Genomic DNA, 15,764 nt, shown 5'->3' with positions numbered 1-15,764 from the left:
ATAATGAGATGCAGGGCTGGCACAGCACCGCCGTTAACCCCTTGCCCGCAATGAATAATGTGCTTTATGCCTGAAAATGATTATCAGTTCAATGTCATCCCACGGTAAAACATCCCACAGGCGACGGGATTCGGGCGACGCCAGCCAGCGACTCGGCTACACTGGCGACTGTACAATACGATGTTAAATAAGGCGGAATGAGTGGAACTACTCTCTTATTATGGGCTATTTCTGGCCAAAACGGTCACGGTAGTAGTGGCGATTGCCGTGATTGCTATCCTGATAACTCAACTGGCCATGCGCAAGCGGGCACAGGGCGGTCAGTTGAAGCTGACGCATCTGGGCGAACGCTACCAGGAAATGAAAGATGAGATGATGCTGGCGAAGATGAAGCACCAGGATCAGAAACTGTGGCACAAAGAGCAGAAGAAGAAAGAGAAGCATGAGGCCAAAACCGCCAAACAGTGTACAAAGCAGGGGCTGAAATCAGACAGCGGCAAGCCCACGCTGTTCGTGATTGATTTTAAAGGCAGCATGGATGCCCATGAAGTCTCCTCACTGCGTGAAGAGATCTCTGCGGTGATGGCCGTGGCGAAACCGGAAGATGAAGTGCTGCTGCGTCTGGAAAGCCCGGGTGGAGTAGTGCACGGATACGGTCTGGCTTCTTCCCAACTGCAGCGCCTGCGTGAGAAAGGTATCCGTCTGACCGTAGCGGTGGATAAAGTTGCTGCGAGTGGCGGTTATATGATGGCCTGCGTTGCCGACCGTATCGTGGCAGCGCCATTCTCCATCATCGGTTCAATTGGCGTTGTGGCACAAATTCCGAACTTCAACCGCCTGTTGAAGCGCAACGAAATTGACGTTGAGCTGCATACCGCCGGGGAATACAAACGCACGCTGACGCTGTTTGGTGAAAACACTGAGCAGGGACGTGAAAAATTCCGTGAAGACCTCAATGAAACTCATCTGCTGTTCAAACAGTTTGTTCACCAGATGCGCCCTTCGCTGGATATCGACAATGTCGCTACCGGTGAACACTGGTTTGGTACTCAGGCGCTGGAAAAGGGGCTGGTTGACGCCATCGGCACCAGCGACGATTTGATCATTGATCAGATGAATGGTCGTGAAGTGATCTCGGTACGCTTTACCCGCCGCAAGAAAATGATGGACCGTTTTACCCAGAGCGCCGCCAGTAGCGCGGAACGTCTGCTGTTACGGCTCTGGCAGCGTGGTGAGAAGCCGCTGTTGTAACCGATAAAATTCAGCGTAATCCTAACGCCCGCGCTGCGGGCGTTATTTTATCAGGTGATAACGGGGCGAAAGCTCGACCGCCAGAAATTTAAACACGTTAAACACCAGGGTACTTTTCTCTCCGGGCAGCCCATGTTCATCGAGGAAATACTCACCGCGAAACACCAGTACATCGCCTTTCTGCTCCACGTCCGTGGCCGCTAATCCCTCGAAATAGTGCTCATGCTGCGCAATCATCTCGTTCGCTTTAAGCAACAAGGTGGCCTTGTCAACAGCCTCAGTTTGATTCACCGTTCTCTCCTTTATAGTGGTTCTATCGCTCAATATATTACGTCCGCGATAAACAAAACCGCAATGTTTGTAGCAGCATGGGCCATGTAACTCTTTTTACCCCAGTTTCTGGCGGAAACGTCGGGCAGATGCTAATTAAGTTGCGTATCAGATTTTATCAGGTAGAGTGTGGGCGTTTCGGGTTCCGGGCGTAAAACAGGCTTCACGCTTTGTGAGCAGTTCGCTCTACAGGTTGTAAAAGGTGTCGTTAATCAGCAGGTTGGCTTCCTGAGCAGGTAGCTTCAATCTGGTAAAAAGTCACCGGGTTGAAAAACTGAAATCCGGCAGCCATATCTTTGACGCGGCAGGTTTGCCCAGGGCAGACGGCACAATTTACTCTCGGATGTTTTAATCAGGTAAAGGTAAATATGGGAAAAGCTCTCGTAATAGTTGAGTCCCCGGCAAAAGCCAAAACGATCAATAAATATCTTGGAAATGACTACGTGGTGAAGTCCAGCGTCGGTCATATTCGTGATTTGCCGACCAGTGGATCAACAGTTAAAAAGAGCGCTGACTCTACAACCAGTAAAACCACCAAAAAGGTGAAAAAGGACGAAAAAGCGGCGCTGGTTAACCGCATGGGCGTTGATCCTTATCACGGCTGGGAAGCGAACTACCAGATCCTGCCCGGTAAAGAAAAAGTGGTTTCCGAACTGCAATCGCTGGCGCAGAACGCTGACCACATCTATCTCGCAACGGACCTTGACCGCGAAGGGGAAGCCATTGCCTGGCACCTGCGGGAAGTGATCGGTGGCGATGATTCGCGCTTCAGTCGCGTGGTGTTTAACGAAATTACCAAGAATGCAATCCGTCAGGCTTTTGAAAAGCCGGGCGAGCTGAACATTGACAGGGTGAATGCGCAACAGGCGCGCCGGTTTATGGACCGCGTGGTGGGGTATATGGTCTCCCCGCTGCTGTGGAAGAAAATTGCCCGAGGCCTTTCTGCAGGCCGCGTACAGTCCGTTGCTGTGCGTCTGGTGGTCGAGCGTGAGCGCGAAATTAAAGCGTTCGTCCCGGAAGAGTACTGGGAGCTGCACGCCGATCTGAACACGCCGAAAGGCAGCGATCTGCCGATGGAAGTGACCCATCAGCATGACAAGCCGTTCCGTCCGGTTAACGGTGAGCAGACTCAGGCGGCAGTCAGCCTGCTGGAAAAAGCCCGTTATGTGGTGGCCGATCGTGAAGACAAGCCAACCAGCAGCAAGCCGGGTGCACCCTTTATCACTTCCACGCTGCAGCAGGCGGCAAGTACCCGTCTGGGCTACGGCGTGAAGAAAACCATGATGATGGCGCAGCGTCTGTATGAAGCTGGCCACATTACCTATATGCGTACTGACTCGACTAACCTCAGTCAGGATGCGGTGAGCATGGCGCGTGGTTACATTGAAAGCGAATTCGGTGGGAAATACCTGCCAAAAGCGCCAAACGTCTATGCCAGTAAAGACAATTCCCAGGAAGCGCATGAAGCGATTCGTCCTTCCGACGTTGGCGTGCAGTCCGAGCAGTTGAAGGACATGGAAGCCGATGCACAGAAGCTCTATCAGCTGATCTGGCGCCAGTTTGTGGCCTGCCAGATGATGCCAGCCCAGTACGACTCCACCACGCTGACCGTAGCGGCCGGTGACTTCAAACTTAAAGCGAAAGGCCGTACCCTGCGCTTTGACGGCTGGACCAGAGTGATGCCTGCGCTGCGTAAAGGTGATGAAGATCGCACCCTGCCGGCGGTGGACGTGGGCGAAGAGCTTAAGCTGCTGCAGCTGAAGCCAAGTCAGCACTTCACCAAGCCGCCTGCACGCTTCAGCGAAGCCTCACTGGTTCGCGAGCTGGAAAAACGTGGCATTGGCCGTCCTTCCACCTATGCTTCCATCATTTCGACCATTCAGGATCGTGGCTATGTGCGGGTTGAAAGCCGCCGTTTCTACGCCGAAAAAATGGGCGAAATTGTCACCGACCGTCTGGAAGAGAATTTCCGTGAGCTGATGAATTACGATTTCACCGCGCACATGGAAGACAATCTGGACAAAGTTGCCAATAACGAAGCGCAGTGGAAAGGCGTGCTGGATAAGTTCTTTACCGATTTCAGCCAGCAGCTGGAGAAGGCGGATAAGGATCCGGAAGAGGGCGGCATGCAGCCGAACCAGATGATCCTGACCTCTATCGATTGTCCGACCTGCGGCCGTAAAATGGGCATCCGTACTGCCAGTACCGGCGTATTCCTGGGCTGCTCAGGTTATGCGCTGCCGCCAAAAGAGCGCTGCAAACAGACTATTAACCTGATTCCAGAGAATGAAGTGCTGAATATTCTCGAAGGGGATGATGCGGAAACTAACGCGCTGCGCGCCCGCCATCGCTGCAACAAGTGTGGCACGGCAATGGACAGCTACCTGATCGATAACCAGCGTAAGCTGCACGTCTGTGGTAACAATCCGGGCTGTGATGGTTACGAAATCGAGCAGGGCGAGTTCCGGATCAAAGGCTATGACGGCCCTGTCGTTGAGTGTGAGAAGTGCGGCTCTGAAATGCACCTGAAGATGGGGCGTTTCGGTAAGTATATGGCCTGTACCAACGACGAGTGCAAAAACACCCGTAAGATCCTGCGTAATGGTGACGTTGCGCCACCGAAAGAAGATCCGGTTCCGCTGCCAGAACTTACCTGCGAGAAATCGGATGCTTACTTCGTCCTGCGCGACGGAGCAGCAGGTGTCTTTCTGGCGGCTAACACTTTCCCTAAATCCAGGGAAACACGTGCCCCGCTGGTGGAAGAGCTGCAGCGCTTCCGCGACCGTTTGCCTGAGAAGCTCAGCTACCTGGCGGATGCTCCGGCAGCGGACGATGAAGGCAATAAATCGGTAGTGCGCTTCAGCCGCAAAACCAAACAGCAGTATGTCAGCACCGAGAAAGACGGGAAGGCAACTGGCTGGTCGGCATTTTACGTCGACGGTAAATGGGAAGCGGCCAGCAAGGCAGCAGGTAAAAAATAGTCCTCAGGGGCCGGCTGTTGTCGGCCCTTCCTTTTCTCCCTCTCTTTACTGTGCTATACATTCCAGGCTTTTTTGGTATAGTTGTTATAGATATACCTTTCCTTATTATCAAATCGCATTAGACCGGATTTCCCCAGTGCAGTGGATCATCCGCAACTGTTAGCGCGGGTAACCGGCGCGTGGCTTCAACCCTGGATGGAATGAACATGAAATTGCAGCAGCTGCGTTATATCGTTGAAGTGGTTAACCATAACCTGAATGTCTCTTCAACGGCTGAAGGGCTTTATACCTCCCAACCTGGTATCAGTAAGCAGGTGCGCATGCTGGAGGATGAGCTGGGTATCCAGATATTCGCCCGCAGCGGCAAGCACCTGACTCAGGTTACGCCAGCCGGTCAGGAAATTATCCGCATTGCCCGTGAAGTTCTCTCCAAAGTGGATGCGATCAAATCCGTGGCGGGGGAGCACACCTGGCCGGATAAAGGCTCGCTCTACGTTGCTACCACGCATACGCAGGCGCGCTATGCGCTGCCAAATGTGATTAAAGGCTTTATCGAACGCTATCCACGGGTTTCTCTGCATATGCATCAGGGATCGCCAACGCAAATCGCCGAAGCCGTTTCTAAGGGTAATGCCGACTTTGCCATCGCCACCGAAGCCCTGCATCTGTATGACGACTTAATCATGCTGCCTTGCTATCACTGGAACCGCGCCATCGTCGTTACCCCCGACCATCCACTGGCGGGTAAAGAGAAAGTGTCGATCGAGGAACTTGCGGACTACCCGCTGGTCACCTATACCTTCGGTTTCACGGGCCGATCAGAACTGGACACGGCCTTTAATCGCGCGGGGCTGACACCAAGGATTGTCTTCACTGCGACGGATGCAGATGTTATCAAAACGTATGTACGTCTTGGACTGGGTGTTGGCGTCATTGCCAGCATGGCGGTTGATCCTGTCTCCGATCCCGACCTGGTGAGAATTGAAGCAACGGATGTCTTTACCTACAGTACAACCAAGATTGGCTTCCGCCGCAGCACCTTCCTCAGAAGCTATATGTACGACTTTATACAGCGTTTTGCTCCTCATCTGACCCGCGATGTTGTTGATACTGCTGTAGGTTTGCGTTCGAATGAAGATATTGAAGCCATGTTTAAAGATATCAAGTTGCCTGCCAGATAATTTCCCTCGTGAATATTAGTGTTATTATCAGGGCCAATCTTTGGCCCTGAATCGTTTGATTGTCCCTTTCTATTACTCCCATCAATGAAAGCTTTTTATTCTTTTTACGTAAATGAAACATGTATCACATGTTTTTTCTTTGTTATTCATTAAATGAGAAATGGTACACACTTTTTACCGTGCGGCTTTGCACTCCTCTAAGAACATTCCCATACTCCAGTTAAAGAGTCGCTGGAACAGGCGCTTCGTAAGGGTAAGTAAAGGTGACTTGAGTAATTAATGGATCTGAGAGGGGATGTCTTCGGGGTTATTTGACTTAAGAAGTCATTAATTGACTTAAGTTTGCTTAAGGACAATCAATTTAGGTTTTCTGCTTTGATGAATACCGTTAATCGTTTAGTTCAATAAAAATGACTGGATCTCGCTCCGTAAAATGTTTAGGATTCATCCTAATTTCTGATTGGTTCAAACAATCGTTCCTAATGAGAGTGATTATCAAAAACTATGACTACAAGACTATCTGTACAACCCGACTTCGGGCACAAGATCGTACCGGTTCAGCGTAATGCAAACCTGAAACGCAAAGCGTGGATGGCCGTTTTCGCTGGTTCAGCTGTATTCTGGATCGCTGCCGCCTTAATGATTTGGCGCATTTGGGGATAATGATGCACCTGGAGACTTTGAATCGTAAGCCACAGCAGCAAAGCAAAATCAAAGAGCGTTATTGCAAAGGCAAAAAAACGGACGAAGTGATTGTTCCTGACTCCTGGGGCCTGAGTGAACTGCAGCGCAGTTTTATCGATTCGATGATCGATAAAAAAAGTGATGATCGATAAAAAAAAGTAAGTAATTAAGCAGTACTTTACCGGCTTCTGGTCGGACATTAAAAATTCAAAAACTTAGAACTAACTTATTGACCCTGTTATTGGTCAAGGCACGTTGTCGCCTGCTGATGGGAAAACCATCAATAAACGGTGAAGCTGGTTTGCAATAGCAACGGTTTCGAAGCAGTACATTTATGGTCATTTCGACCTGAGTGGGGGCATAAAATGAATTTAACTCAAATGACCTGGTTCAGCACCTGGACTTTTTCTGCCTTATTCTGGACAAGCCTGCTTTGGCTGGGAATGATGATGCATTAATAATGCATATATAAAATAAAAAGAATTCTCATAATAACGCCTCGCTGCCTGATACAGCGGGGCGTTTTTGTTTTACCGGATGTTGCTCCAGGTATCATTTCATGTTGTTATCAAAACGTTACCTCCTGTTTGTACTATCTTTACATCAGACCATGTAATTACTCAGGTTATGATAAGACAAATAAAGGAGGAGCAATGTCATCCACCCTACACCAAACGGTCAGGGCCAGACTGAATGTGCAAGGCCAGCACTATAATTATTACAGTCTGCCGAAAGCTGAAGCACACCTTGGTGACCTTTCCCGCCTGCCCAAATCCCTGAAAGTTTTGCTTGAAAATCTCCTGCGCTGGCAGGATGAAGATTCCGTAACAGAAGAAGATATTTATGCACTGGCCGGCTGGCTGAAGCAGGCTCATGCCGACCGTGAGATTGCTTATCGTCCTGCCCGTGTACTGATGCAGGACTTTACCGGCGTACCTGCCGTGGTCGATCTCGCCGCAATGCGTGAAGCCGTTAAGCGGCTCGGTGGCGACGTGGCAAAAGTTAATCCGCTCTCGCCAGTCGATTTGGTTATCGACCACTCTGTTACCGTTGACCACTTCGGCGATGATGATGCTTTCGAAGAGAACGTCCGGCTGGAAATGGAGCGTAACCACGAGCGCTACGTATTTCTGCGTTGGGGGCAAAAGGCCTTTAACAAATTCAGCGTGGTGCCACCGGGAACCGGTATCTGTCACCAGGTTAACCTTGAGTATCTGGGAAAGGCGGTCTGGCATGAAAAGCAGGACGGAGAGGCGTTTGCCTATCCGGACACGCTGGTCGGTACCGACTCCCACACCACTATGATCAATGCGCTTGGCGTGCTGGGTTGGGGCGTGGGCGGGATTGAGGCGGAAGCTGCCATGCTGGGCCAGCCCGTTTCCATGTTGATACCGGACGTGGTGGGATTCAAGCTCACCGGAAAATTAAAGCCGGGGATCACCGCAACCGACCTGGTTCTGACCGTTACCCAGATGCTGCGTAAGCATGGCGTGGTCGGGAAATTCGTTGAGTTCTATGGCGACGGGCTGGACGATCTGCCGCTGGCCGACCGTGCAACCATTGCGAACATGTCACCTGAGTACGGTGCCACCTGCGGCTTTTTCCCGGTTGATGATGTCACATTGGGTTACATGACGCTGACTGGCAGAACGGTTGGAGAGGTTGCGCTGGTAGAAGCTTATGCTAAAGAGCAGGGCATGTGGCGTAATCCGGGTGACGAACCGATCTTCACCAGCTCACTGGCGCTGGATATGAAAGAGGTCGAAGCCAGCCTTGCAGGTCCGAAACGTCCTCAGGACCGAGTTTCTCTTGGCGATGTGCCGAAGGCATTTCAGGCCAGCAACGAGCTTGAGGTCAACCAGGCTCAGAAACAGCATAAGGCTGTCAGCTATACCGATAGCACTACCGGGCTGCAGCATACACTGCAAGACGGTGCGGTGGTCATTTCTGCGATTACTTCCTGTACCAATACTTCCAACCCGAGCGTACTGATGGCTGCCGGACTGCTGGCGAAAAAAGCCGTGACGCTGGGTCTGAAACGTCAGCCATGGGTGAAGGCTTCTCTGGCTCCCGGGTCGAAAGTGGTTTCCGACTATCTGGCTACGGCCAGACTGACGCCTTATCTGGATAAGCTGGGCTTTAATCTGGTTGGGTATGGCTGCACAACCTGTATCGGCAACTCCGGGCCGTTGCCGGCTGAGATTGAGTCCGCTATCAAAGAGGGCGATCTGACTGTTGGCGCGGTGCTTTCGGGTAACCGTAACTTCGAAGGCCGTATCCATCCTTATGTCAAAACGAACTGGCTGGCATCGCCACCGCTGGTGGTGGCTTACGCGCTCGCCGGGAATATGAATATTAACCTTCAGAAAGACCCGCTCGGTGAGGATAAAACAGGCAAGCCGGTTTACCTGAAAGATATCTGGCCTTCGCCGGAAGAGATTGCTGAAGCCGTGCAGATGGTCTCCACCGATATGTTCCATAAGGAGTATGCCGAAGTCTTTGAAGGCACGCCTGAGTGGCAGCAGATAAAAGTCAGCGAGGCGGCAACTTACGACTGGGATGAAGGCTCAACCTACATTCGTTTGTCGCCGTTCTTTGATGAGATGGGCAAAGAGCCCGAGCCGGTGGAAGATATTCAGGGGGCCAGAATCCTTGCGATGCTGGGTGATTCCGTCACCACCGACCATATCTCGCCAGCCGGGAGCATCAAAGCCGACAGTCCGGCAGGGCGTTATCTGCTGGATCATGGCGTTGAACGGGCTGATTTTAACTCCTACGGTTCACGCAGGGGGAATCATGAAGTGATGATGCGCGGCACATTCGCCAATATCCGTATCAAAAATGAAATGGTTCCCGGTGTGGAGGGTGGCATCACCCGATTTATTCCCGGCAATGAACAGCTGGCTATTTACGATGCTGCCATGAAGTATCAGCAGCAGTCGACGCCACTGGCGGTGATCGCCGGTAAGGAGTATGGCTCGGGTTCAAGCCGTGACTGGGCAGCGAAAGGGCCGCGTCTGTTAGGCGTCAGGGTAGTTATCGCTGAATCCTTTGAGCGTATTCACCGTTCAAATCTGATTGGCATGGGGATCCTGCCGCTGGAGTTCCCGCAGGGCGTTACCAGGAAAACGCTGAAGCTGACCGGTGATGAACAGATTGATGTGGAAAATCTGTCACAACTTAAACCCGGTGGCACGGTGACCGTGACGCTGACCAGAGTGAATGGCGATAAAGAGACGCTGGAAACCCGCTGCCGCATCGACACCGGCAATGAACTGACCTATTACCAGAACGATGGCATTCTGCACTACGTAATTCGTAATATGCTGAATTAGTTCTGCTAAGGCTAAGACACTGACAGGAAAGGAACACAGGCCGTAAATGTTGTGCCTCACGCCAGGGAAGGCGGTATTGGCAGTCTGAATTTGACCCGTGTGGTTTTGATCAACAGTGACTCACTCTTTCGACAGCAGATGGCCCATTTTGGCCGCCTTGGTATCCAGATAATGAGCGTTTTCAGGATTGCGCCCAACTATCAGCGGAACACGCTCAACAATGTTAATTCCCGCTTCGCTGAGGATTTCGACTTTACGCGGGTTATTTGTCAGCAGGCGAACTTCATTCACTCCCAGCAGTTTAAACATATCGGCACACAGGGTGAAATCCCGCTCGTCGGCGGCGAAGCCCAACTGGTGGTTCGCTTCTACCGTGTCATACCCTTTGTCCTGCAGAGCATAGGCGCGAATTTTATTCAGCAGGCCGATGTTACGACCTTCCTGACGATGATAAAGCAGCACACCGCGACCCTCTTCAGCGATATGATTCAGCGCCGCTTCCAGCTGAAAACCACAGTCACAGCGCAGGCTGAACAGGGCATCGCCCGTCAGACATTCAGAATGCACACGGGCCAGAACCGGCTCGCTGTTGCTGATATCGCCATAAACCAGGGCCACATGGTCGTGACCGGTTGCCAGTTCTTCAAAACCAACCATCAGGAAATCTCCCCATGGTGTGGGCAGTTTGGCTTCTGCTACCCGTTTAAGCTGCATGTGACTCTCCAGATACTCAAGATTGCTCTGCCCTCATGGCAGTGCGTGGTCAGCTAGCTGACACTCAGTTGCGCTTATTTTGCCACAATCAGCATCAGGGCGGTTAACGTCTTAGAGCGATTGTTGTGATAACGCACAATTATCACCATCTCAGCCAGTATGTTATTATTTTTTCTCATATTGTCAGCTAAAAATGGCCTTAAGGCCCGAACAGGACAGGGAGAATTATGCTCGACATCGTTAAACGCACCACGCTGGGAGCCTTGCTGCTGCTGATTATGCCGCTCAGCGTCTGGGTATCTGGCTGGCAGTGGCATCCAGTGGAGATGGGGTTGGGTCACCAGATGCTGTTCTGGCTGACTGAAACGGTGACCAGTCCGTGGGGAACGCTGAGCAGCGCCATATTATGCGCCTGGTTTCTGTGGTGCCTGCGCTATCGCCTGAAGCCTGCGGTATTGTTGCTGGTGATTATGATCCTGGCGATCCTTATCGGGCAACAAACCAAAACCTTTATTAAAGACCAGGTGCAGGAACCCCGGCCTTACGTGCTCTGGCTGGAACAAAATCACGGTCTGAATGAAAAAACATTCTATGAACAAAAACGCAAACACCGCAGCGCACTGGTCCGCGAAGCAATAGCCAGCGACAGCCGGATGCCAGGCTGGCTGAAATCTCATTGGGAGTTTGAAACCGGTTATGCCTTCCCGTCAGGCCATACCATGTTTGCTGCCAGTTGGGCGCTGCTGGCGACAGGATTGCTGTGGCCCCGGCGCAGGATCGTCACGTTAATCGTGATATTTGCCTGGGCGGTCGGGGTGATGGGTAGCCGCCTGTTACTGGGTATGCACTGGCCGCGCGATCTGGTCACATCCACGCTAATCAGTTGGGTACTGGTGACGCTCGCCACCTGGCTGGTTCAGCGCTACTGTGGGCCGCTGACCGTGCCGCCTGCTGAGCAACAGGAGATTCATCAACGAGAAGAGCAGTGATTGTTATTCTGGCTTTTGCCCCCATAACTTAATCGTGGACAAGGAAATTTAACGGTCCCGGCTTTTGTTGATGCATCAGGCAAGCAACAGGGCGATTTTTTTGGCATAATTCATCTGGTTATCACCAGACTATGGGACGGACTGTGAAATATTTGCTGATTTTTTTACTGGTTTTAGTGATCTTCATTATCTCCATTACCCTCGGGGCACATAACGATCAGGTTGTCAGTTTTAACTACCTGCTTGCACAGGGCCAATATCGGGTTTCCACGCTGGTGGCAATACTGTTTGCCGCTGGGTTTGTGCTTGGTTGGGCAATTTGCGGCCTTTTCTGGCTGCGCCTTCGTGTTTCCCTGGCAAACTCGCAACGCAAACTTAAACGCCTGCAGCAACAGCTGGGGCAGGTTGAAGAACCAGTGACAACGTCACCCGTTCCGGTCGTTAAGGAATAATTTTATATGTTGGAACTGCTGTTTCTGTTATTACCCGTTGCCGCGGCCTATGGCTGGTATATGGGGCGCAGGAGTGCGCAACAGGATAAGCAACAGGAAGCCAGCCGGCTGTCACGGGATTACGTGGCGGGGGTGAACTTCCTGCTTTCCAACCAGCAGGATAAAGCGGTCGATCTGTTCCTTGATATGCTCAAGGAGGACAGTGGAACGGTTGAAGCTCACCTGACGTTAGGAAACTTGTTTCGCTCCCGGGGAGAGGTGGACAGGGCCATCCGCATTCACCAGGCGCTGATGGAAAGTGCCTCGCTGACTTACGATCAGCGTTTACTCGCCGTGCAGCAGCTGGGACGCGATTACATGGCGGCAGGTTTTTACGATCGAGCAGAAGAGATGTTCAGCCAACTGGTTGATGAGACTGACTTCCGGGTGGGAGCACTGCAGCAGCTGCTGATTATTCATCAGGCCACCAGTGACTGGCCGAAAGCGATTGAAGTGGCAGAACGGCTGGTGAAGATGGGCAAAGATCGCCAGCGGATGGAAATTGCTCACTTCTACTGCGAACTGGCATTACAGGCGATGAGCAGCGACGATCTCGATCGTGCCATGAACCTGCTGAAAAAAGGCGAGGCTGCCGACCGTCAGAGCGCCAGGGTGTCGATCATGATGGGCCGCATCTACATGGCGAAAGGGGAGTACGGCAAAGCTGTTGGCTTCCTGCAGCGGGTCATTGAGCAGGATAAAGAGCTGGTCAGTGAAACGCTGGAAATGCTGGAAACCTGCTACATACAGCTGAAACAGCCGGAGGCCTGGGCGGAGTACCTCAAACGTTGTGTTGAGGAGAACACTGGCGCGGTGGCCGAACTTTATCTGTCCGATGTGATTGAGCACGACGAAGGTGGGGAAGTGGCACAGCTTTACATCAATCGTCAACTGCAGCGCCATCCAACCATGCGTGTGTTCCACCGGCTGATGGACTTCCACCTTAACGAAGCGGAAGAAGGCAGGGCGAAAGACAGCCTGATGGTGCTGCGGGATATGGTGGGTGAGCAAATCCGCACTAAACCTCGTTACCGCTGCAACAAATGTGGTTTCACCGCCCATGCGCTTTACTGGCACTGTCCTTCATGCCGGGCCTGGTCATCCGTTAAACCGATTCGCGGACTCGACGGTCAGTAATCCTGCAAGGGAAGTGGCCGTTGTTTTTCGGTGTTCTTTAGTTACAACATACTGAAAATGTCGACATAAACAGTTGTCTGTTACTTCAGTGTTCACTTCGTCTGGCAGGGCGAAACAGGCGAAAACTCTGACGGTAAACTGTGAATTTGTGGAGTCCGCAGGTAGAATGCTTGCCGTTTATCTCTTGCGCCTTGCGGTGCTTCATATTCAGAGGGTTTTTCCATGCAGTCACCTCAGGTAACCGGTTCTCCGATTCTGGTCGCGCTCGATTATGCCGATCGCAACAGTGCACTGGCTTTTGTTGACCAGATCGACCCGCGTAGCTGCCGGCTTAAAGTGGGCAAAGAGATGTTTACCTTGTTTGGGCCTCAGCTGGTACGCGATCTGCAACAGCGTGACTTTGAAGTGTTCCTCGATCTGAAATTCCATGACATTCCCAACACTACGGCACATGCCGTGGCTGCCGCGGCAGATCTTGGTGTGTGGATGGTTAATGTGCATGCCAGCGGCGGCGCGCGCATGATGACTGCGGCCCGTGAAGCGCTGCTGCCGTTTGGGAAGGATGCGCCTTTGCTGATTGCTGTCACCGTACTGACCAGTATGGAGGCCCAGGATCTGAGAGATATCGGTATTGAGCTTTCGCCTGCAGACCATGCGGAACGTCTGGCAAGATTAACGCAGAAATGTGGGCTGGACGGCGTTGTCTGCTCAGCGCAGGAGGCCGTTCGCTTTAAGCATGCACTGGGCGCAGATTTCCGCCTGGTTACGCCGGGTATCCGCCCGGCAGGAAGCGATGCGGGTGACCAGCGCCGCATCATGACACCACAGCAGGCTAAGCAGGCAGGCGTGGACTATATGGTGATCGGGCGTCCGATTACTCAGGCCACCGATCCGGCTGCCGCGCTTGCCGGCATACTTGCATCGTTACAGGAGGCATAATGGCTGATAACAACAGGCTGGTTTACTCCACCGAAAGCGGGCGGATTGATCAGCCAAAAGAGCAGGTACAGCGGCCAAAGGGTGACGGTATAGTGCGCATCCAGCGACAGACCAGCGGCAGAAAAGGTAAGGGCGTTTGCCTGGTCACCGGACTGGATCTGGAGGATGGGGAACTGGACAAGCTGGCGGCAGAACTGAAAAAGAAGTGCGGCTGTGGCGGTTCGGTCAAAGGTGGCGTTATTGAGATCCAGGGTGACAAGCGCGACCTGCTTAAAACGCTGCTTGAAGCCAAAGGACATAAAGTCAAACTGACAGGTGGCTGAGGTGGTGACGCAATGCAAAAGGGGCTGCGAAAGATCGCGGCCCCTTTTTGTGTAGATGCGTTGCTGTAGCCTGACTTGTTTTTTTATTGTTCAGAGAATATCACCAGGATTAACGGCTGATTTGATGTCCGATAATCCCACCTACCGCAGCGCCGCCTACCGTGCCCAGACCACTTCCATTGGACAGAATAGAACCACCGATAGCACCAGCACCAGCGCCAATCGCGGTATTGCGATCGCGCTTCGACCAGTGAGAGCACGCGCTCAGAGAAAGCACTAAAGTTGCGGCCAGCAGGCCCGCAGTAATGCGTTTTGCAGTTATTGTCATAATCACTTCTCCATAAATTACACTGCAGAGATACCATTGTTTAGTTTAGCTTCTAACTATCATCCCTGGTGCTATTGCACATTAATATTGTATGGACCTCTGGTTATTTTTACAGGTAAAAAATCTTAAATCACAACGCGCATTTCCGGCTCTCCAGCCAAATACTGCCGCGCATCCAGCCATTGTCTCCATACCCAGCCAGAGACCCTCAGAGGAAAATGGACTAAATTGCCTGCGGAGAAACAGAATGCTGGAATTACTGAAACAACAGGTGCTGGAAGCCAATCTTGCGTTACCTCATCATGGGCTGGTGGTGTTCACCTGGGGCAACGTCAGTGCGGTAGACCGCGAGTCAGGGCTGATGGTGATTAAACCCTCAGGCGTAAGTTACACCAACATGCAGCGTGACGATATGGTGGTGGTTGACGTTGCCAGCGGTAAAGTGATTGAGGGAAAAATGCGCCCTTCATCCGATACGGATACCCACCGGGCGCTGTATCTCGCCTGGCCCAACGTTGGCAGTATTGTCCACACGCACTCCCGTCACGCGACTATCTGGGCGCAGGCCGGTCTGGATATTCCCGCCTGGGGAACCACCCACGCTGATGATTTTTATGGGGCGATCCCCTGCACCCGACAGATGACCCCGGAAGAGATCCAGAGCCGCTATGAGTGGGAAACGGGGCAGGTGATTATCGAAACTTTCCATCAGCGTGATCTGGATCCGCTGGCAGTGCCTGCCGCACTGGTCAATTCACACGGGCCGTTTTGCTGGGGAGCCACTCCTGAAAAAGCAGTCCATTCTGCCGTGGTGCTGGAAGAGGTGGCGTATATGGGGATTTTCAGCCAACAGCTGTCACCCGCATTACCGTCCATACAACAGCCATTACTGGACTGCCATTATTTGCGTAAACACGGAAGTAATGCCTGGTATGGTCAGGGAAAATAATCAGATCAGTGCTGTTAACATAATCCCGGCAACAGTTTTAACTGAAATTGGTTATCTGCCCCTCCTTGTTTTTCAGGCGCTGGCAAGGAGATAATTCTTACTGTTTTATCTTAAAAATCAAATGCCCGTTTA

Annotated in this window: 15 protein-coding genes; 12 read left to right on the top strand and 3 right to left on the bottom strand. The window is 52.1% G+C overall.

Annotated elements, in window-relative coordinates:
- Positions 1–201: 201 nt before the first annotated feature.
- Positions 202–1,251, top strand: a complete 1,050-nt coding sequence (gene sohB, locus AC3Y5R_RS00210) for a protease SohB (protein WP_489919634.1) — start codon at positions 202–204, stop codon at positions 1,249–1,251.
- Between the two features lie 42 nt (positions 1,252–1,293).
- On the opposite strand, the gene AC3Y5R_RS00205 is transcribed toward sohB, so the two are convergent.
- A complete protein-coding gene (locus AC3Y5R_RS00205; RefSeq protein WP_489919633.1) occupies positions 1,294–1,542 on the bottom strand; it encodes a DUF2498 family protein in 249 nt (82 codons plus the stop codon).
- Positions 1,543–1,949: 407 nt separating this feature from the next.
- On the opposite strand from AC3Y5R_RS00205, the gene topA reads away from it, so the two are divergent.
- The 5 genes from topA (at position 1,950) to acnA (ending at position 9,762) form a co-directional block, all read left to right on the top strand.
- Entirely contained in the window at positions 1,950–4,562 is a 2,613-nt protein-coding gene (gene topA / locus AC3Y5R_RS00200; RefSeq protein ID WP_489919632.1) for a type I DNA topoisomerase, read from the top strand.
- Between the two features lie 206 nt (positions 4,563–4,768).
- Positions 4,769–5,743, top strand: a complete 975-nt coding sequence (gene cysB, locus AC3Y5R_RS00195) for an HTH-type transcriptional regulator CysB (RefSeq protein WP_158784956.1) — start codon at positions 4,769–4,771, stop codon at positions 5,741–5,743.
- A gap of 504 nt (positions 5,744–6,247) precedes the next feature.
- Complete coding sequence (locus tag AC3Y5R_RS00190; RefSeq protein ID WP_158784957.1) at positions 6,248–6,406, top strand: YmiA family putative membrane protein; 159 nt, start codon at positions 6,248–6,250, stop codon at positions 6,404–6,406.
- Between the two features lie 17 nt (positions 6,407–6,423).
- On the top strand, positions 6,424–6,579 hold the full coding sequence (locus tag AC3Y5R_RS00185; RefSeq protein WP_489919631.1) for a hypothetical protein: 156 nt from the start codon (positions 6,424–6,426) through the stop codon (positions 6,577–6,579).
- Positions 6,580–7,080: 501 nt separating this feature from the next.
- Positions 7,081–9,762 (top strand): aconitate hydratase AcnA, encoded by a 2,682-nt coding sequence (gene acnA, locus AC3Y5R_RS00180; RefSeq protein ID WP_489919630.1) that lies wholly within the window; start codon positions 7,081–7,083, stop codon positions 9,760–9,762.
- A 120-nt stretch (positions 9,763–9,882) separates the two neighbouring features.
- Here acnA and ribA read toward each other — a convergent pair whose 3' ends face one another.
- Positions 9,883–10,476 (bottom strand): GTP cyclohydrolase II, encoded by a 594-nt coding sequence (gene ribA, locus AC3Y5R_RS00175; RefSeq protein WP_158784960.1) that lies wholly within the window; start codon positions 10,474–10,476, stop codon positions 9,883–9,885.
- Between the two features lie 227 nt (positions 10,477–10,703).
- Here ribA and pgpB point away from each other — a divergent pair, with 227 nt between their 5' ends.
- The 5 genes from pgpB (at position 10,704) to yciH (ending at position 14,355) form a co-directional block, all read left to right on the top strand.
- Positions 10,704–11,465 (top strand): phosphatidylglycerophosphatase B, encoded by a 762-nt coding sequence (gene pgpB / locus AC3Y5R_RS00170; RefSeq protein ID WP_489919629.1) that lies wholly within the window; start codon positions 10,704–10,706, stop codon positions 11,463–11,465.
- Positions 11,466–11,608: 143 nt separating this feature from the next.
- Positions 11,609–11,917, top strand: coding sequence for a LapA family protein (locus AC3Y5R_RS00165; RefSeq protein ID WP_489919628.1), 309 nt, complete (start codon positions 11,609–11,611; stop codon positions 11,915–11,917).
- A 6-nt stretch (positions 11,918–11,923) separates the two neighbouring features.
- Positions 11,924–13,093 (top strand): lipopolysaccharide assembly protein LapB, encoded by a 1,170-nt coding sequence (gene lapB, locus AC3Y5R_RS00160; protein ID WP_489919627.1) that lies wholly within the window; start codon positions 11,924–11,926, stop codon positions 13,091–13,093.
- Positions 13,094–13,315: 222 nt separating this feature from the next.
- The gene (pyrF, locus tag AC3Y5R_RS00155) at positions 13,316–14,032 is read left to right on the top strand and encodes an orotidine-5'-phosphate decarboxylase (RefSeq protein ID WP_489919626.1); all 717 of its coding nucleotides are present in this window, start codon (positions 13,316–13,318) and stop codon (positions 14,030–14,032) included.
- Positions 14,032–14,355 carry a stress response translation initiation inhibitor YciH gene (yciH, locus tag AC3Y5R_RS00150; RefSeq protein WP_489919625.1) on the top strand — a complete coding sequence of 108 codons (324 nt, stop codon included), beginning with the start codon at positions 14,032–14,034 and terminating at the stop codon, positions 14,353–14,355. The genes pyrF and yciH overlap by 1 nt, the downstream gene beginning before the upstream one ends.
- A gap of 109 nt (positions 14,356–14,464) precedes the next feature.
- Here the strand turns inward: yciH and osmB are convergent, their stop codons facing one another.
- Complete coding sequence (gene osmB / locus AC3Y5R_RS00145) at positions 14,465–14,683, bottom strand: osmotically-inducible lipoprotein OsmB (RefSeq protein WP_489919624.1); 219 nt, start codon at positions 14,681–14,683, stop codon at positions 14,465–14,467.
- Positions 14,684–14,930: 247 nt separating this feature from the next.
- Here osmB and AC3Y5R_RS00140 point away from each other — a divergent pair, with 247 nt between their 5' ends.
- The gene (locus tag AC3Y5R_RS00140) at positions 14,931–15,632 is read left to right on the top strand and encodes an L-ribulose-5-phosphate 4-epimerase (RefSeq protein WP_489919623.1); all 702 of its coding nucleotides are present in this window, start codon (positions 14,931–14,933) and stop codon (positions 15,630–15,632) included.
- Positions 15,633–15,764 lie beyond the last annotated feature (132 nt).

It is taken from the genome of Erwinia sp. 009765445, assembly GCF_058137865.1.
This window is presented reverse-complemented; position numbering and strand designations above follow the sequence as displayed.